The 18,787-nt window shown below is 36.9% G+C and carries 17 protein-coding genes; 15 read left to right on the plus strand and 2 right to left on the minus strand.

What is annotated here, in order from left to right:
• Window positions 1–265: 265 nt before the first annotated feature.
• The gene (gene gltS / locus ACCQ42_RS08675) at window positions 266–1,444 is read right to left on the minus strand and encodes a sodium/glutamate symporter (protein WP_410035946.1); all 1,179 of its coding nucleotides are present in this window, start codon (window positions 1,442–1,444) and stop codon (window positions 266–268) included.
• 309 nt (window positions 1,445–1,753) lie between these two features.
• Here gltS and ACCQ42_RS08680 point away from each other — a divergent pair, with 309 nt between their 5' ends.
• From ACCQ42_RS08680 to uraA, 13 genes are all read left to right on the plus strand, one after another.
• Window positions 1,754–2,902: a glycosyltransferase gene (locus ACCQ42_RS08680; RefSeq protein ID WP_410035947.1), complete on the plus strand. Its 1,149-nt coding sequence runs from the start codon at window positions 1,754–1,756 to the stop codon at window positions 2,900–2,902.
• Window positions 2,902–3,693, plus strand: a complete 792-nt coding sequence (locus ACCQ42_RS08685; protein WP_311532313.1) for a glycosyltransferase — start codon at window positions 2,902–2,904, stop codon at window positions 3,691–3,693. Before ACCQ42_RS08680 ends, ACCQ42_RS08685 begins: the two co-directional genes overlap by 1 nt.
• Window positions 3,683–4,579 carry a YveK family protein gene (locus tag ACCQ42_RS08690; RefSeq protein ID WP_265238086.1) on the plus strand — a complete coding sequence of 299 codons (897 nt, stop codon included), beginning with the start codon at window positions 3,683–3,685 and terminating at the stop codon, window positions 4,577–4,579. Before ACCQ42_RS08685 ends, ACCQ42_RS08690 begins: the two co-directional genes overlap by 11 nt.
• Window positions 4,572–5,228, plus strand: coding sequence for a P-loop NTPase family protein (locus ACCQ42_RS08695; protein WP_410035948.1), 657 nt, complete (start codon window positions 4,572–4,574; stop codon window positions 5,226–5,228). The genes ACCQ42_RS08690 and ACCQ42_RS08695 overlap by 8 nt, the downstream gene beginning before the upstream one ends.
• Window positions 5,228–5,620: an SH3 domain-containing protein gene (locus tag ACCQ42_RS08700; RefSeq protein WP_410035949.1), complete on the plus strand. Its 393-nt coding sequence runs from the start codon at window positions 5,228–5,230 to the stop codon at window positions 5,618–5,620. Before ACCQ42_RS08695 ends, ACCQ42_RS08700 begins: the two co-directional genes overlap by 1 nt.
• A gap of 183 nt (window positions 5,621–5,803) precedes the next feature.
• On the plus strand, window positions 5,804–6,127 hold the full coding sequence (locus ACCQ42_RS08705; protein ID WP_234025845.1) for a hypothetical protein: 324 nt from the start codon (window positions 5,804–5,806) through the stop codon (window positions 6,125–6,127).
• An 11-nt stretch (window positions 6,128–6,138) separates the two neighbouring features.
• On the plus strand, window positions 6,139–7,209 hold the full coding sequence (locus ACCQ42_RS08710; RefSeq protein ID WP_106460968.1) for an ABC transporter ATP-binding protein: 1,071 nt from the start codon (window positions 6,139–6,141) through the stop codon (window positions 7,207–7,209).
• A complete protein-coding gene (locus ACCQ42_RS08715; RefSeq protein WP_410035950.1) occupies window positions 7,209–8,093 on the plus strand; it encodes a carbohydrate ABC transporter permease in 885 nt (294 codons plus the stop codon). Before ACCQ42_RS08710 ends, ACCQ42_RS08715 begins: the two co-directional genes overlap by 1 nt.
• Window positions 8,094–8,099: 6 nt before the next feature.
• Window positions 8,100–8,918: a carbohydrate ABC transporter permease gene (locus ACCQ42_RS08720; protein ID WP_106460966.1), complete on the plus strand. Its 819-nt coding sequence runs from the start codon at window positions 8,100–8,102 to the stop codon at window positions 8,916–8,918.
• 99 nt (window positions 8,919–9,017) lie between these two features.
• Window positions 9,018–10,325, plus strand: a complete 1,308-nt coding sequence (locus ACCQ42_RS08725) for an ABC transporter substrate-binding protein (protein ID WP_410035951.1) — start codon at window positions 9,018–9,020, stop codon at window positions 10,323–10,325.
• A gap of 634 nt (window positions 10,326–10,959) precedes the next feature.
• Window positions 10,960–12,171 carry an arginine deiminase gene (locus ACCQ42_RS08730; RefSeq protein WP_106460964.1) on the plus strand — a complete coding sequence of 404 codons (1,212 nt, stop codon included), beginning with the start codon at window positions 10,960–10,962 and terminating at the stop codon, window positions 12,169–12,171.
• A 56-nt stretch (window positions 12,172–12,227) separates the two neighbouring features.
• A complete protein-coding gene (locus tag ACCQ42_RS08735) occupies window positions 12,228–12,539 on the plus strand; it encodes a hypothetical protein (protein ID WP_296126199.1) in 312 nt (103 codons plus the stop codon).
• A gap of 581 nt (window positions 12,540–13,120) precedes the next feature.
• Entirely contained in the window at window positions 13,121–14,386 is a 1,266-nt protein-coding gene (gene uraA / locus ACCQ42_RS08740) for a uracil permease (protein ID WP_410035952.1), read from the plus strand.
• A 56-nt stretch (window positions 14,387–14,442) separates the two neighbouring features.
• Here the strand turns inward: uraA and ACCQ42_RS08745 are convergent, their stop codons facing one another.
• The gene (locus tag ACCQ42_RS08745; RefSeq protein ID WP_410035953.1) at window positions 14,443–15,624 is read right to left on the minus strand and encodes an NAD(P)/FAD-dependent oxidoreductase; all 1,182 of its coding nucleotides are present in this window, start codon (window positions 15,622–15,624) and stop codon (window positions 14,443–14,445) included.
• Window positions 15,625–15,718: 94 nt separating this feature from the next.
• Between ACCQ42_RS08745 and ACCQ42_RS08750 the strand changes: the two genes are divergently transcribed.
• Complete coding sequence (locus ACCQ42_RS08750) at window positions 15,719–16,219, plus strand: GNAT family N-acetyltransferase (protein WP_410035954.1); 501 nt, start codon at window positions 15,719–15,721, stop codon at window positions 16,217–16,219.
• Entirely contained in the window at window positions 16,216–18,777 is a 2,562-nt protein-coding gene (locus tag ACCQ42_RS08755) for an ATP-dependent DNA helicase (RefSeq protein WP_410035955.1), read from the plus strand. Before ACCQ42_RS08750 ends, ACCQ42_RS08755 begins: the two co-directional genes overlap by 4 nt.
• Window positions 18,778–18,787: the final 10 nt, after the last annotated feature.

Consider the following 18,787-nt stretch of genomic DNA (forward strand, 5'->3'; position numbering starts at 1 on the left):
TTGTACTATTTATTGTATCCATACCAATGCAGTAGCTGAGCGGCCTCCATGGAATGGTCGAGCGAAGCTCGAAAGCCCCTCCGGCGCGTATCTATGCCTAACCCCATTTGTGAAGCAAATGGTTGGTAGGCTTGATGCCGTAGCTGAGGAGCCCCACGCGAAGCCCTATCCCAATCTTCTGAAAGAAGATTGAGGAAGGTCTGGTGCAGAGGCAGAGTGGTTCGCAGCGAAGCGAGAAAAAACTGACCTCTAGGGGCCAGTTTTTTTATGAGAAGGTATTTATAAAGAAAGTGATTACTATAGGATTGGTGAGGTTAACAGCAATAGCTAATACTATTGGAAAGATAAACATGGCCACATCGGCTGGGCCCTTTTCTTCGATTATAGCTTCCATATTGGCCATGGCATTTGGGGTTTGGCCAAGGCCTACACCGCAGTGACCAGCTACCATGACTGCTGCATCATAGTCCCTGCCTAGGATGTTGAAGGTGACTAGGCTTGTGTATAGGCTGATGAAGATAGCTTGGGCTATCATTATTATGACCATAGGACCAGCTAGGCTCATTATGGCTTTCAGGTTGAGGTTGATTAGGGCTAGGGATAAAAATAGGCTTAAGGAAATATTGCCCACAGTGTCTATATTTGTCATATTTATCGGTTTTTTTAGGCCATCGTAGATATTTCTTACGATTAGTCCTCCAAATTGGCAGCCCACATAATATGGGAAGTTGAGGCCGGTTAGGGCTAGGATTTTATTGATAAATGTCCCTAAAAGTGCGGCAAGGCCGATTATGATTATGGCTTGGGTGAGGGATTCTTGGTTGATAAGGGCAGATATTTTCTTATTATCAAGACCTGACTGAGATCCCTTTGTCTTTAGGGTGTATTTATTTATCAGTCTTTTGGCTGTAGGGCCACCCACAAGAGATCCAGCAAGCAGGCCGAAGGTTGCAGCAGCAACACCTATTGAAGTAGACCCATTTGCTCCCAAATCTTCCATGATTTTGCCAAAGCTTATGGCTGAACCTATTCCGCCTGTCATGGATGTAGAGCCCATGGCTATGCCGTGGAGGGGATTTATGGCAAGGATTTTGGCAAGGGCGACTCCGATTATATTTTGGAGGGGCAAAAGGATGATTATAGCTAGTGCTAGCCTTAGTCCAAGAGATCCAGACCTTTTGAGCATGGCAAAGGATGCTGAAAGGCCGATGGCTGTGAAAAATATATTCATAAAGAAGTCTTGGAGGATTTTATCAAATTCAAAATAGGCAAGTCCAGCTTGGCCTAGGATAAAAACCACAAGGCTTATAAGAAGGCCGCCTATTACAGGGGCTGGGATGAAAAAGGTCCTAAGGAAGGAAAACTTCTTCTTTAGACCCATGCCTAGGATAAGGGCGATGATTGCAAGGCCTAGGCTTTGTAAGATGTCTAATTTTATATTCATAATGACTCCTTTCTTATTTTATTAAGATATTATCCTTTTATTTCCCAAAGAAGCAATAGATTTTTTCGTTTATGAAGCGATTTGTGTAAAATAGTATAATATATCTAAGCCTTATTAGTTAAGGATGAATGCAGGTGTGCCTATGCATGCCTAATTTGAAAAAATTAGAGTTTTTGACTTTTTAAGTTAGCCTGCTTTTTAGCAGGTTTTTTTATTTATAAGAAATTTGAGCAAAATGCTAATAAAAAAGGCCCTTCTCCTTGAAATAGTATGGTCCTTTATAATATAATTAGATAATAGGAGAAGTGTATGAAAATTTTATTTTACTTAGCAGGAGTTGCCTTATTTTATGCGATGATAGGCTATCCTCTTACTCTTTTGATTTTGGATAAGCTTATCAAAAGAAAAAACGACCAAGATTATTCTATCAAACCTAGCGTGTCGGTTATTATTTCTGCCTACAACGAAGAGGATGTCATAGAAAAAAAGCTTGAAAACATAATTCAAACTGACTACCCAACATATGAAGTTATTATTGCAAATGACTCTTCTACAGATAGGACAGTTGAAATTTGTGAAGAATTTATTAGAAATAATCCTGACTATGATATCAGGATAAACACTGTCAAAAACCATCTTGGCAAGACCAATGCCCAAAACGAGGCGGTGGAAGTGGCTAAGGGCGAGATTATTGTCTTTTCTGATGCCAATTCTATGTTTAAGTCAAATGCCATAAGTGAGCTTGTGTCTTATTTTGTAGACGACGATATAGAATATGTGTGTGGCTCTTTGATCTATCACGAAGATGATGAGATTTCATCTGTTGTAGCTGAAAATACCTATTGGAATTTTGAGCTTAAGATGAGAAAAATCGAATCAAATATCAAGACCATAACCAACGGCAACGGGGCAATCTATGCTGTAAGGAAAAAGGACTACAGGCACATTGACCTAGTCAATAGCCACGACTATGAGCTTCCTTTATATGCAGCCCTAAATCACAAGAGAGCCCTTTATAATCCAAAGGCTGTGGCCTTTGAGAAGGCCGGTCAGACTACAGCAGATGAATTTAAAAGAAAGGTCAGGATGCAAAGAAGGATCCTTACCAATATATTTACCAACCTCAAGAGGCTAAATATATTTGAATATGGATGGTTTTCATTTTTTACCTTCAACCACAAGACCCTAAGATATTTGCAGGCCTTTTTTCATATAGTTTTATTGGTTACTAACTTCTTCCTACTAGGAGAGGGAGTATTCTACGGGTCATTTTTCTTGATGCAAATAGGTTTTTACGCCCTAGCAATAATTGGCCAATTATCAGGAGCAAAGAGCAAGATATTCTACTTCCCAAGATATTATTGTGCCATGATGCTTGCCCAAATAATAGGGGCTTATAGGGAGCTAAGAGGCTATTCTAAGCCAACTTGGGAAAAGGCGGAGACTACTAGAAAATAATGAATGTTGAAGTATTAATCTCTGCTATGAATGTGGAGAGTATTGATTTTTATAAGAAGTTTAATCTGGAAAGTGACGCCCTAATCATTAATCAGACTGATCACAACGGCTACGAAGAAATTGTTACAGATGATTTTAAGGTGAGGATGATATCGACAGATACTAGGGGCCTTGCCAGAAGCAGAAACCTAGGCCTACTTAATTCAGATGCTGATATAGTAATATTTGCCGATGATGATGAGGTCTTTGAAGAAGGCTACCTAGCCAGGGTCAAGGATGGATTTATTTCCTATCCGGATGTTGATTTTTTCGTATTTAAGACAATAATTTATCAGGATGGTCGAGAGATTATAAAGGTTAAGGAAAATAAGAAGCTTGGCTTTTATAATTGCCTGACCTATGGTTCTGTCCACTTTGCCTTTGATAGGAGGGCTGTGGCTAGGAAAAATATCTACCTCAATACCAATTTTGGGGCAGGAACAGAAAATGGTTCGGGGGAAGACTCAATATTTATCCTTGATTGCATAAGAAGCGGCCTAAAGGCAAGGACTAATACCGACCTTATAGCAAGAGTCTACAACGATGAGTCGACCTGGTTTGAGGGTTTTAATGAGAAGTTTTTCCTAGATAAGGGAAAGCTTGCCAGGGCCTTATTTCCAAAGGCCTATAGGCTTTATATAGAACAATTTTTAATAAGGCATCCTGAGATGTTAAGAAAAGTAGAAAAAAGTGCAGCACGCAAGCTCATGCTTGAAGGTGCTAGTCAATATGGAGGAGAAGATGGAAAATAAAAAATCGATGTTTCAAGCTACCTTGTCATCAATTATAGCCGGAATAATTGTGGCCATGCTTGTTTACTTTGGTCTGAATTTTGCAGGCTTTAAGGAATACAGGGCAAGTACAAAGCTTGTGACAAGTTCAGTAGAAAATTTAGATGAGGCAAATTCTGCAAATGACTTTGCAAATGTAATCAATTCTAATGCTATTAAACAAAGGACCTTGGATAATCTAAAGATAGATTGGTCCCTATCAAAATTAGATAGCAAGATGAAGATAAAGGCTCTTGATAATTCTGCAGTCGTTGACATATCAGTCACAGACACAAACAAGCTTAGGGCAGAAGATTTGGCAGATGAATATGCAGACCTTTCTGCAACAGTTATTAATAATATTTACAATACTGGTGCAAATGTAATGGAGTATTCTTATGAAAATGCCAAGGCTATTGACAATAGCCTAACTTATGCAGGTATTGCTGGTGGCCTAGGATTCTTACTTTACCTATTAGGATCTTTTGTATCAGTTAAAAGATATAATAACAAGCTTAAAAAACAAGAAAAGAAAGACTACAAGCAAAAAGAAAAAAAAGTTAAAAAGCAAGTAGAAAAAAACAAAAAAGAAATCAAAAAACAAGAAGAAATCAAGGAAGATATTAAGGAAGAAACCTTCACCCAACCTATCGAGAAGATAGAAGATAGAGAAGAAGACTTTGGTGAAACTAGAAAAATCGACAGAAATGCTATAGACTTGGCCAAAGAAGCGGTAGATGAGCAGGAAGATGAGGGAGAAGAAATAGTTTTTGCTTCACCTCTAAAAGAAGAAGCAAGCAAGGCTTCAAGCAAGCTAGAAATTCTAGGCAAGCTTCCTAAGTATAAGATTGGAGATTTAGATGTTTAGAAGAAAAAAAGTAGACGAGAGAAGAGAGATACTTCTCCAAGCCTTCTACAATCTAGAAGATAAGCTAACAAGCAAGCTTGATCCAGCAGATGCTATAGTAGCCTTCACTGCGACAGATGATAAGACAAATAAGATAAATACAATCTTAGTAATGGGCGGCCACTTAGCAGAAGAAAACGAAAGAATCCTAGTAATAGATGCCAATCTCAGGGCTGATGAGCTTGAGGAGATGAAGGGCTACTATAACAAGAGGGGCTTTGTAGATTGCCTGCTAGGGGATTATTCCCTTGATGAAGTTTTGGTAAAGGAAAATGATAATCTCCACCTTCTTATGACAGGTAGGGTAGCTGATTATGAAGATATGTATCTAGAACCATCAGCAATCAAAAGTTTTTTTGATGAAGCTATGGTAAAATACGACTATATCTTTGTAAACACAAAGGAAAATATTGACATAGCAGAGGCAAATGTATTTTGTGGCCTAGCTGATAAGACAGTAATCCTAACCAATGAAGAAGCAACAAGAACCTATCTCCTTGAAGAATCTGTTGACCAACTAGAAAGCACAGGGGCTAAAATCCTTGGCGTGGTAGTTACAGATTATGAATACCAAAGCGATGAACTAGACGACTTATTTGGAGGCAATTAATGAAAAAAATCAAAACACTTTTGATCTTAGGTCTTGTAATTTTCTTAGCTTCTTGCCAAAATGATTCTTATGTATCATTAAGACATCCCCAAGGAGAAGAAGGCCAAGTAGCAGAAGAAGCAAATACAGAAGATAAAAAGCAAGAAGAAGCTGATTTGCAAAAAGAGGTAGAAGAAGAAAAAGACCTTGGCAGAGACCTAGAAGAAGGGGTAGAAGTGATGGTAAAAGACAGTGTAAATATGAGGCTTGCTCCATCAGAAAACTCATCCATAGTAGCTGAAGTAGGACCAAATGATGAGATCCTAAACCTAGGCGAAACAGAAGGCTGGACAAGGGTAACAGTAAATGGCAAAACAGGTTATATAAGAAGTGACCTACTCATTAAAAAATAAATAACAAAGAAGGGTACTAAGCAAAAGAATAAATCTTAAATAGGCTATAAGGCGTCTCCTTACTGGCTCATAGAAGATTTTATAATTCATAAGGCAAATATAAAAAATATTCTTTTAGCTTTAGGCCCTTATTTTTGTAAAAAAATTTAAAAGATATGTTATAATTAAAATAGAGAGGTTTAAATGATAATTATATTTTTAAAAAATATCTTTATGCCAATCTTTGCGGTGACAGCTGTAATTAGCTTAATTAACTTCATAATAGATGGCAAAAGGGTATATGCCTATGTCAGCATTGTGACAGCTTTACTTGCCGCAATAGCCCTATTTATATCGATTATAAGCCCGGCTAGTGATTTGTTTGTGCAATTATATTTATTGTTATTTTTATTATCAATATCCCTAGTCATCATGGCTTTAAAAAAGCAAATCGATGCTTTTACCCTGATCGGTATAATTTTGATGGTTGTGATGTTGTATCTATTACTAAAATTCCCATTGGTATGAAAGAGGATTAAATGATTAATATCAAAAATTTAAGAAAAGTTTATGAAAATGGCTATGAAGCCTTAAAATCTGTCAATCTTGATATAGAAGAAGGAGCCCTTGTGACCCTTCTTGGTCCTTCTGGTTGTGGTAAGTCTACAATCCTAAATATTATAGCTGGTATACTTGACCCAACTGAGGGAGATATCCTATTTGATAATGATTCGATTGTAAATCTTCACCCAAAAGATCGTGATATAGGAATGGTATTTCAAAATTATGCCCTATATCCGCATATGACAGTCCTTGAAAATATAATCTTTCCCCTAACTGTAGGAGAGCATAAGATTAAAAAGGAAGAAGCTATTAAAAGAGCCCAAAAATATATGGACCTTACCTATATTACAGATATAAAGGATAAGAAGCCTAGCCAAATATCTGGTGGTCAGCAACAAAGGGTGGCTATAGCTAGAGCTTTAGTTAAAAATCCTAAGACCCTACTTCTAGATGAGCCTTTAAGTAATCTTGATGCAAGGCTAAGGCTATCTATCAGAGAAGAGATTAGAAATATAGTAAAGTCTGTAGGTGTTACCACAGTATTTGTAACCCACGACCAAGAAGAAGCCCTATCAATTAGTGACTACATAGCCCTAATGGATAAGGGTGTCATCCAACAATTTGATAAGCCACAAAATCTATATCTAGAGCCTGCAAATCTCTTTGTAGCTAAATTTATTGGCAATCCTATAATAAATATTTACGAGCTTGATAATACAAAAGATTCTATAAGCAGGGACAATCTATTCTTAGATAAATCAAAGCTTATCGAAGATAGAAAAAAGGCAAGTCTTGATAAGGATACCTACCTAGTAGGAATCAGGCCTGAACATTTCAAGCTTGATCCAAATGGGGATCTAGAAATAGAAGTAGAAACTAGGGAAATGATAGGTCGTTATATGATCTTGCATTTTAATATCCTAGGCCAGGCATCAAGGATGGTTGTCGATTCAGCCCTTGATATAAAAGATGGGGAAAAGATTAGAGTTTCAATTGATCATAAGGCAATCTATATATTTGAAGAAGATGGAAAGAGAGTCTACTAATGAAGAAAAAGTCCTCCTACAGGGCAGAAAGGACCAACAAGGCTTGGTTATATTTGCTTCCTGCCTTATTCTTTATACTGGTATTTAACGTATATCCACTTATTAGAACCTTCTACATGAGTGTTCACAACAATAACATCATGAATCCAACCTATGTTGGCTTTCAAAATTTCCCTATTGTCCTAAATGACAAATTATTTAGGCTGGCTATGAAAAATACTTTGATTTATTCGGTCACAGTCGTGCCTTTGTCTATAATCATTTCCATGTTTATAGCCCTAATCCTAAATGAGAAAATTAAGGGAGATAAGTTTTTTGAGACAATATTTTTTATACCTTACCTAACAAGTGTAATCGCTGTAGGTATCGTATTTAGGTATTTATTTAATGGCAAATATGGTTTTATCAACCACATGCTATCCTTTGTGGGTATAGGTCCAATTGATTTTTTAAACAATCCTGACTACAACATGCTAGCAGCCATTATATTTGGTGTGTGGAATGCCCTCGCCTTTAATATAATCGTAATCTTATCAGGCCTTAGGGGAATAGATGAGTCTTATTATAAGATAGCCGACACCTTCGGGGCAAGCGGCTGGGAGCAATTTAAAAAGATAACCCTCCCACAGCTTACAAGCATAATCACATTTTTGTTTTTGACAAGTTTTATTTCAGCCTTTAAGGTTTATAACCAGATTTTTGCCCTCTTTAATGGCAAGGCAGGTGTGGGAAATAGGCTGATAACAGCAGTATTTTATATTTATAGGAAGTTTTATGTAGAATATAGGTACGGCCAGGCCATGGCTGCAGCAGTCCTACTCTTTCTCTTCCTATTAGTCCTAACCTTTGCTCAAAGAAAAATAATAAAGATGATATCAAGGTAGGTTAAAATGAGAAAAGTATTAAAAGTTTTATCATTCATATTTATAATAATAATGGCAGCTGTAACCCTCTTCCCATTTTTGTACATGATATCATCATCATTAATGAGTTTTGGAGAGGTAACACAGATTCCGCCTAAGCTTTTACCAAAGGCCCCACAATTTGCAAACTATGTAGAGGCCATGAAGGCAGCCCCATTCGCAAGATATTTTGTAAATACAGTATTTGTATCCCTAATAAATACTATGGGAACTCTAATTACAACAGTACTTGCAGCTTTTGCCCTAAATTTCCTAAACTTTAAGGGGAAAACAGTCTTACAAAATTTCATGCTAGCCTTATTAATGGTTCCTTTTGAAATAATAATTTTCACCAATTATTCAACCATAGCCAAGCTAGGTCTATTAGATACCTACACAGCACTAATAATCCCATTTTTGGCATCAGTATTTTATATATTCTACCTAAAAGAATTTTTAAAATCTGTCCCAATGGAATTTTATAATGCAGCCAAGGTAGATGGGGCAAGCGACTTTGAATTTATAAGAAGGGTTATGATACCGATGTGTAAGCAAAACCTATTTACCATAGGCCTGCTTAACTTCATCACAGGTTGGAACTCATTCTTATGGCCAATCCTTGTAACAAACACAACAAAGATGAGGCTAATATCAAATGGTCTATCATCATTTGCCACAGAAGCAGGTCAATTAATCCACCTACAAATGGCAGCATCAACCATTACAATCTTACCAATCCTAATACTTTACTTTATCTTCAGGAAGCAAATCCTAAGAGGAGTATCATTTGGAGGTATAAAAGGTTAATCTTGAAAAAAATCCCTAGAGGGGTATATATTTATTGTAAGAACGTAGCTAAATAATTAGCCGAGAAGCACCTTTAAAAAGGAGAAATAAGGGGTAAAAATGAAAAAGAAATTATCATTATTAGCAGCGCTAGTCTTAAGTCTAGGAGTATTTTCAGCATGTGGATCTACATCAAACGAGGCTCCTAAAGAAGAGACTAAGGTAGAAGAATCTAAAAAAGCAGAAGATTCTAAAGAAGAAAAAACAGAACCAGCCAAAGAAGGCCAAACAGAAATCAAATTCTGGCATGCAATGGGTGGCGGTCAAGGTGAAGCTCTAGAAGCAATCGTAGCTGACTTTGAAAAAGAAAACCCAGATATAAAAGTAACACTTCAACACCAAGGTGGATATGGTGATCTTAACCAAATCCTAGTTGCAACAATGCAATCACCTAAAGACCTTCCAACTATAACTCAAGCTTATCCTGACTGGATGCTACAATTTAGCGATGCAGGCATGGTAGCTGACCTAACAGATAGGGTAAAAGGCGAAGGAGGAATTGAAGATTATGATGACATCTTTGAAGGCGTAAGAAACGAAATCGAACAAGATGGCAAAATCATAGGACTACCATTTAACAAATCAACAGAAGTTCTTTGGTACAACAAAGATATCTTTGACGAACTAAAACTAGAAAACCCAACAAACTTTGAAGAGCTAAAAGAAGTAGCAAAGAAAATCAAAGAAGAAAAAGGCATTCCAGCTTTCGGTTGGGACTCTCTATCAAACTTCTACGTAACCTACCTTAAAAACAAAGGCATAGACTTTGGTCCAGACTTAGATGTAACAAGTCCTGAGTCAATCGAAGCGGTTAATTATTACCTAGATGGTATCAAAGAAGGCTACTTCAGAATAGCAGGAACAGACCAATACCTATCAGGTCCATTTGCCAATGAACAACTAGCAGGCTATATTGGATCAAATGCTGGTGAAGTATATGTAAAAGAAGGTGTAGAAGATAAATTCACCTACGATGTAATGCCATATCCATCTGATAAAGCTGTACAACAAGGTACAAATGTATATATGTTTGAAGGTGCAAGCGATGAAGAAAAAGACGCAGCATTCAAATTTATAAAATACCTAGCAAGCAAAGAAGCACAAATTAAATTTGGTCTAGCAACAGGTTACATGCCAGCTAGAAAGAGCGCTGTAGAAAGCGATGAATACAAAAATTCAGAGTCAAAAATAGCTCCAATCCTAGCACCAGCAAGTGAGAAATTATTCTCAAGACCACTTGTACCAGGCAGCCAACAAGCCTACAACGACATAGCAACAAAATTAGAAGAAATCCTATCAAACCCAGATGCTGACGTAAAAGCAGAAATGGAAGCATTCAAAGGTCAATTCGAAGCAGATTTCCAATAATAAAACAAGAGACCAGCGGCCAGCTGGTCTTTTTTAGATTTATATAATATTAGTAGTTTATGTATAAATGACGTTGTTGAAATATTAATATGTATAAGTATAATACTACTAACCATGATTTCGAAAATCATAGCATGGTTTGACCATAAAAAGACGAGCCCTCACGCTCGTCTTTTTATTTCTAGGCTAATTATCATCTATAAAATCAAGCTTCGCTTGACCACTCCGTGGAGGGTCTTCCAGGAGCCAGACGGGCTAGCTTTATCTAGCCATTTGCAAATATAGTGACCAGTCCTCATTGCGCCGGAGGGCTAACTATTCACTGCGATAGCAAGAATGATTTCGAGAATCTCACTTTATTGAGAGTTTTGAAAAAACATATATAATAATAACAAGAAGTCTAGCAGACTTATATTTAAGGTTGGGTATTCGCAGCCTGACTTTGGGACCAGCACTTAGCTGGTCTTTTTTTAGTACTAATTGATAAAAATATAACAATATTAGCCGAAAATGAAAAATCGTGATATAATAAGCTTAAGAAAATTAAAGATATCGGCTTATACCGGTTGATAATAGGGACTTTTGTAGTTTTGTCTACAATAGTCCCTTTTTTAAAAAATATTTTGGAGGAGATATGGCAATAATTAATGTAAATAACGAGATCAAGACCCTTAAGAAGGTTATGCTACACAGACCTGGAGATGAGCTTTTAAACCTTACCCCTAACCTACTAGATGAGCTTTTATTTGATGATATTCCTGATCTAGAAAAGGCCCAGGAAGAGCATGATGATTTTGCAAAGATTTTTAGGGATAATATGGTGGAAGTTGTTTATCTTGAAGACCTTATGGCTGAAACTCTTAGTGCAAATGATGGCCTTAGGGAGAAGTTTTTAAAAGAATATTTAGATGAGGCAGGCATTGTCAATGCTGATATTTTTAAGGAATCTAAGAATCTTTTAGAAAGTATTAAGGATAATAAAGAGTTTGTAGAAAAAACTATGGCAGGCATTAGCCTTGCAGAAATTGATTCCTTTAACCATCTTAGAGATAGGGTTGTAAGCCATGAAAGATATACAGCTATCAATCCTATGCCAAACTTATACTTCACCAGAGACCCTTTTTCATCAATAGCAAATGGTGTTTCAATAAATGCCATGTATTCTGTAACCAGGTCTCGTGAGACTATCTATGCTGATTATATCTTCAAATACCACCCAGAATATAAGGATATCAAAGACTATTATGGCAGACATGAAGATAAGCACATAGAAGGTGGTGATATACTAAATATCAACGAAAACCTAGTCATGGTTGGTATTAGCCAGAGAACTGAAATCGACGCTATAGAAAAGCTTGCTAGAAATCTAATTTTTGATGAAAATAACGAAGTTAAGCAAGTTCTTGCTGTAAATATTCCAAATGAGAGGGCCTACATGCACCTTGATACGGTCTTCACCCAGATAGATTTTGATACCTTTACCTACCATCCTGGAATTATCTCAAGCTTCCATGCAGTAAGCTTTACATCAAAAAATGGAGAACTTGTAAGCGAGCAGATGGATAAGAGCCTAGATGACCTACTTAAGGATGCCCTTGGTCTTGATAAGATTAATCTCTTGCCATGTGGGGGAGGAGACCCAATAGCAGCCCTTCGTGAACAGTGGACAGACGGGTCAAACACCCTAGCCATCGCTCCAGGCAAGGTCATAGTCTATAAGAGAAATAATGTAACAAATAGGATGCTAGAATTAAATGATATAGAGGTTATAAAGCTAGATTCTTCAACCCTTACAGTCGGTAGGGGTGGTCCAAGATGTATGTCTATGCCACTTGTTAGAGATTAGGAAAAAGTGGGTATAAAATATTTAAGATAAGTATTATCTTAGAAAGGAAGTATCTTATGGGATTATTTAAGAAACTTGCAGCTATAGCGGCGGCAGATAAGATTACCGACGCTTTAAAAGATGATAAAAAGAAAAGAGGATCTAAAATGTTTAAAGAAAGCAACTACAAAGATAAACCAAATATTATTTCAAGAATAGCAAAGGGAGCCTTCCTAATAGGGGCAGGAGCCTATCTATTAAAGAAAAATAAAAAAGAAGTCAAAGAAGGAATCGACAATGTCAAAGGCGGTGTAGATAGGGCTAAAGAAAAAGCCAACAGAGCCAAGGACGACTTCATAGATGCCTTCAATGGCGAAGAATTAGAATAAGTAATTTATTCAACCCAGAATTATCATGGATATTGAAATATTCAGTGTTTTGGGTATAATAATACTAACCAAAGGGATATTAGTTCCATTGTGAACGAAAAAAGGACGAGCTGTGGCTTGTTCTTTTTTAGATAATCTAGAACTATCTAAATATTGAAATATTTGGTATTTTAGGTATAATGGTACTAACCATGAACTCAATGATATGCATGGCATACTAAAAGAGACGAGTCGCTAGCTCGTCTCTTTTTGTGCTCTAGTTATCATCGTTATTTTTGCTATCAAGCCACTTGCATAGATAGTAACCAGTTATCTCTGCTGCGACAGCAATTATGAACTCAATGAAAAAATGCATAACATCACCTCCTCCCACCCTAGTGGGCCGATGATAACATATATATTATATCATATTTTTATCTAAAATAAATCTAAACCACATTCACTGCCTTACTTTCTCAAGCTTAATTTCTTATAAAATTATTTGCAAAACTTTTCTTTTTCTTCATTGACAAAGCATACTTATTTGGGTATTATATAGGAAGTTTGGGGTCCTAGATCTCGAAAAATTTATGGAGGTATTTATGTCTAAAGAAAAGAAAATCTATCATATTGATGACAAGGTTCCAGCTAAATTACTATTGCCGCTATCTTTGCAACATACTTTTGCAATGTTTGGGGCATCTGTTTTAGTTCCTATTTTATTTCAAATTAACCCAGGAATCGTTCTTCTTATGAATGGTATTGGAACATTATTATTTATACTTATTACTAAAGGCAAGGCACCTGCTTATTTGGGTTCCTCATTTGCATTTTTAGCACCAGGTACAGCTATTATTGCAAAACAAGGATTTGAATATGCGCAAGGTGCCTTTGTTGTAGTCGGAATTTTGGGTTGTATCATGGCCTATATTATCTATAAGTTTGGTATAAAATGGATTGATGTAGTATTGCCACCTGCTGCCATGGGTGCTGTTGTAGCCTTAATTGGTTTTGAGCTTGCAGGCAATACCGTCACAGGAGGTGCCATTGGTGCTAACCTTATGACAGATACAGCTAGCTCTAAGGACTTTATAGTCTTTGCTATAACCTTACTTACAGCTATTATTGGTTCTGTAGCCTTTAAGGGATTTTTCTCAACAATTCCTATCCTAATTGCCATAATTGTAGGTTATATTTCAGCAGTATTTTTTGATATGGTTGACTTTACACCAGTTCTTGAAGCTAAGCTATTTACTATGCCAAACTTCCACTTGGCTAAGTTTTCAGTAGAATCAATCCTTGCTATGCTACCAGTAATTCTTGTTATAACAAGCGAGCACATTTCCCACCAAGTTGTAACTTCAAATATTGTCGGCAAGGACCTTCTAAAAGATCCTGGCCTACACAGGTCAATCTTTGCAGATAACTTCTCTACAGCCATTTCAGGTCTTGTAGGTGGTGTTCCAACCACAACTTATGGTGAAAACATCGGGGTTATGGCTATTACTGGAGTTTATTCAGTCCAAGTTATAGGAGGAGCTGCTGTAGTTTCAATCCTTATGGCCTTCTTTGGACCACTTGCAGCCTTCATCTCAACCATTCCAGGCAATGTCATCGGCGGGGTAACCTTCCTACTTTACGGAATGATCGGTACAAGCGGCATCAGGCTTTTGGTAGATCAAAGGATCGATTATTCAAAATCTATAAACCTAGTTCTAACATCAGTAATATTTATAGCTGGTCTTTCAGGCCTATCAATTAAGTTTGGGTCAATAAACCTATCAGGCATGGTTCTAGCATCTGTTGTAGCAGTTGTCCTATCAGTCTTTATGACTCTTTTAAGAAAATTAAACTTAACAAATCAATAAAATTAAGCAAGAAAAAATCCAAGACGATCCTTATGATCATCTTGGATTTTTTTAAATTAAAGACCAAATATTTCTGCGCCTAGTTTTGTCTCAGCTGGATCTTTGCCTTCAAAGACTATAGCTTTGACATCCATTTGGTATTTTATATCTCCCCAAAGGATACCGCCTACAAACTTATCTCCATTTTTAAAGAGTTTGTAGATTTTTCCGTCTTTTTCGATTTTTTCTTCTTCGATTCCTTCGCCAGAATTCATTCCTGCAGAAAATAGCTTGATGTCGCCAATCATGAGGGTTGAGAATGGTTTTGGTTTTTCGTAAGTTCTATGTTCTCCAGTCATGTTGGCACCGGCAATCTTGCCCATTTCCATGCTGGCAGTCCAAAGTCCGATTGTGAAATTATCTATTTGAGCCACATCTCCTGCTGCATAGATGTCATAGCCTTCTACTTTTAGGTCTTCTCCTACTAGGATGCCCCTGTCTGTGGCTAGATCTGAGTTTTGGGCGATTTCTATATTAGATCTTACACCTGCTTGAATCATGATGGCATCAGCTTTGATTTCTGAATCATCTGATAGCTTTACTCCAACAACGTGGCCATCTTCGATTAGGATTTCCTTGGTATTTTTGCCTGTTAGGGTTTCAATTCCCATCTCATTTAGGGCCTTTTCTAATTTGCCTGAAAGGTCTCTGTCAAGCTGTCTAGCTAGTAGATAATCAAAGGCTTCAATTACAAGGATATCAAGGCCTAGCTTGTGGGCTGAATCAGCAGCTTCTAGTCCTAGGATTCCACCGCCGATTATAACTAATTTTTTCTTATCTTTGACATAATTTTTAAATTCTACTAGGTCTTCTGAGCTTCTTATAGCAAAAACACCTTGGCTGTCAGCGTTTTTGATAGGTGGGATAAAGGCATGAGCTCCTGTAGCAATTAGGACCTTGCCATATTCGATTTCTTCTCCATCTTCAAGGTAGGCAATCTTCTTGTCCTTATCTATTTTTAAAACCTTTGTATTAAATCTTTCCTCAATGCGCCTGTCATTATACCAAGGGTCTTTCTTGACAAGGATTTCATCATCGTTAAAGTCCTTGGCAATTAGCTCTGATAGCCTTGTTCTCCAATAGGTATGACCCTTTTCATCAGATACTATGAGTATAGTCGCTGTATCTTCGTGTTTTCTAATTTCTTCTGCAGCTGATAGACCAGCTATACCATTTCCTATAATTAAGTAATCGTACATTTATTATCCTTTCATATTTTGCTTATCTCTTATAATTATATCACTCTGTCAAGATTATAACAACGATAAGAAGCTTTTATGGTATAATATTTTCATGAGAAGAGCAGAAATTAAAGATATAAACAAAATTGAATACATAATAGAAAATGCTAAAAAAGCCCTAAAGGAAGATGGTATAGACCAATGGCAGATTGGGTCTATGAATAGGGATTTTCTTTGTAATCAAATTATTAAAGGCAAGTCTTATGTCTACGAAGATAAGGGAGATCTTATGGCCTATGCCTATCTTTCAGATGATAAAGAGGCAGCTTATGAAGACCTTGAAGATAATTTTAAGGGAGAAAATTACATCACCATCCACACCTTTGCAGTAGATGTGGAAAGTCGTGAAAAGGGACTTGGGTCTAGATTTATGATGGAGATTTTAAAGTATGGAGTTAATCAAAATCTTGATAGCCTAAGGATAGATACCCACCAGGATAATTTTAGGATGAGGTCCTTATTAAATAAGTTTGGTTTTAAGGAAATTGGAAAAATTTCAATTGATGAAGAAGGTAAGAAAAAGCCGAGAATAGCCTATGAGTTGATCCTATGATTAATGAAAAGCAAGATATAATCATAAACAAGGCCAGAACTCCTGCTGCAGTAATTGCTGGCCCTGGCACTGGTAAAACCTTTACCATAGTCAAAAAAGTAGTAAGCCTTATAAAAAATGAGGGCTATCAGGCAAATAGGATTCTAATTACAACCTTTACCAAAAAGGCTGCCAAGGAGCTTTCTACCAGGATTATTTCTGAATTTAAAAACGAAGGGATAAGAGCCGAGCTTAAAGATATGATGATAGGAAACTTCCACTCCTTGGCACTTGATTTTATGGAAAAATACCCAGTCCTTGATGAGAATTTCCTAGATAAGACCATCATTGATACGGTGATGGAGACCTATATAATTGAAAAAAATCTGGACCTTTACAAAAAAATCCCAGACTATGATATTTTTATAGACTACAACGACGTCTTTGCCATAAAAAACATCTACGAAGAAATAACAAATAAGCTCTACGACCCCCTAAAACTCCTAGCAAGCGAGGACCCAAAAGAGGCCTTTGCTGGCAAAATTTTCCTCACTCATGAAAAAATATTAACAGACAGAAATCTAGTCAATTTCCAGATGATTTTAAGGGATTTTTATAGGCTCTTAGATGACCCTGTAAGGGGTGAGGAAATCAGGTCTGCCATTGATTTTGTCATAGTCGATGAATACCAAGACACCAACCACATCCAGCAGGAGATTGCCTTTAAGCTAGTCAGGGATAAGGAAATCATGGTCTTTGGAGACGATGACCAGTCCCTATATGCCTTTAGGGGGGCAGATCCAAAAAACTTAACCAATTTTAGCGACAATTTCTATAAGGCCAAGGGCTATAGGGCAAATATTTATAGGCTTGATATCAATTACAGATCCAACCAACACATCCTAGATGGGGCGAGTGCTTGGCTTAAAAGCTTGGGTGCTAAGGATATAATAGATAAAAATCTCAGGGCCAAGGCTAAGGAATCTAATCCAAATACAATAGTTAGGGCTAGGGCCTATGAATATGGCAATTTATTGAAGGTTGTAAAAATTTTATCTACCTATATAAATCTTGGCCAAATCGCCTTTTTATTCCCATCCTTGGGAAATGATTATGTAAATAATCTCCAAGCTTTTTTTGAAGCAAATGGCCTAAGGGTTTTAAATAAGAAGTCTGCAAAATATTTTGAAAGAAGCGAGATAAGAGCCCTTGTCTTTATTCTAATGAAGCTAGTAGGTCTTAGTCCATATTATGAAGACCCGGCCAATGCTTATGGCAGAGATGCCAAGGCAAAAATTGCCTACATGAATTATCTTTTTGACCTTAATAACGATCTTTCTTTAGTTCAAAACAAAGAAATCATGGACTTTATCGATTCTAAAAAGGACGCTGATATACCTGTCACAAATCTCCTCTACCAAGCTCTAGGTCTTGATTATTTTAGGGCCTTTCTTATAAAAGAAGAAAAGGAAATGGAAGCCTTAAGGGAGATTACAAATATTTCTGCCTTCATAGGAGCTGCAAGGGATTTTGATGAGATTTATGGAAGTGATAGGGGTGAAGATTATTACCAGGAATTTGTAGAAGCTTATATCTTCCACCTTTACTCATCAAAGGCCATTGAAGAATTAAAAGACCTTGAAAGTCACAAGGATGCGGTAAATTTCATGACCATCCACCAGGCCAAGGGTCTTGAGTTTGATACAGTCTTTATATCAGGTCTTTATGATAAGCCAAGGGCAAATACCAATGATTTCCTAGCAAAGAGAGACCCAAAGGACTTTACTTTCGTAAAAGATTTTTATAGGAAATACTATACAGGCTTTACTAGGGCCAAAAACCTCCTGGTTTTGCTTGATAACAATAAAGATGTAAGGCTAACAAATTTTGCAAAAAGATATCCTCCTAGTTCTATTTTAAAAACAATAGACTTCAAACGAAGCGAAGAAGAGAAAGAAAAGAAGACCCTAGCCTACACAACAGATATAGAAGTCTACAAGTCTTGTCCTTTATCCTACAGGTTTATCAGAGAATTTGATTTTAAAGCCCTAAAGACAGAAGCCCTCTCTTTTGGTACCAATACCCATAAGCTTGCCGAATACATGGCCTTAAGGCCAGAAGATAAGGAAAAGTTAGAAGCCTTTCTTAAGGCCAATCCAAAATATAAGGAGCCTTTGGACAATTTTTCCAAAAGAGACTTTGAAATAGATTCTGTGGAAGCAAATTATAAGCTAGATAGAAACTTCTATATTCTCCAGGGAAAGGTGGATATAGGCCTAAAAGACGGGTCAATTTTGGATATAAAAACAGGATCCTATAAGGAAGATTTTATCGAAGCCTACAAAAATCAGCTCATGACCTACAGGCACCTAGTCAAGGCCACAGGCAAGGATGTGGGCAAGATGTATCTTTATTTTATAGAAGAAGATAGGCTCATAGAAGTAGCCCCAACAGATTTTGATATAAATGAGATTGACAAAATAGCAAAGCTAATCGATGAAAACCTCACCCTAAGAAGGACCGAAGATGAGGATAAATGCAAGTATTGTCAGATGAAGTATTTTTGCAAAAGAGATTGATAAAAGTCTA

Origin of the sequence: Anaerococcus kampingae, from assembly GCF_046365475.1 — a bacterium.
GTDB classification, from domain to species: domain Bacteria; phylum Bacillota; class Clostridia; order Tissierellales; family Peptoniphilaceae; genus Anaerococcus; species Anaerococcus kampingae.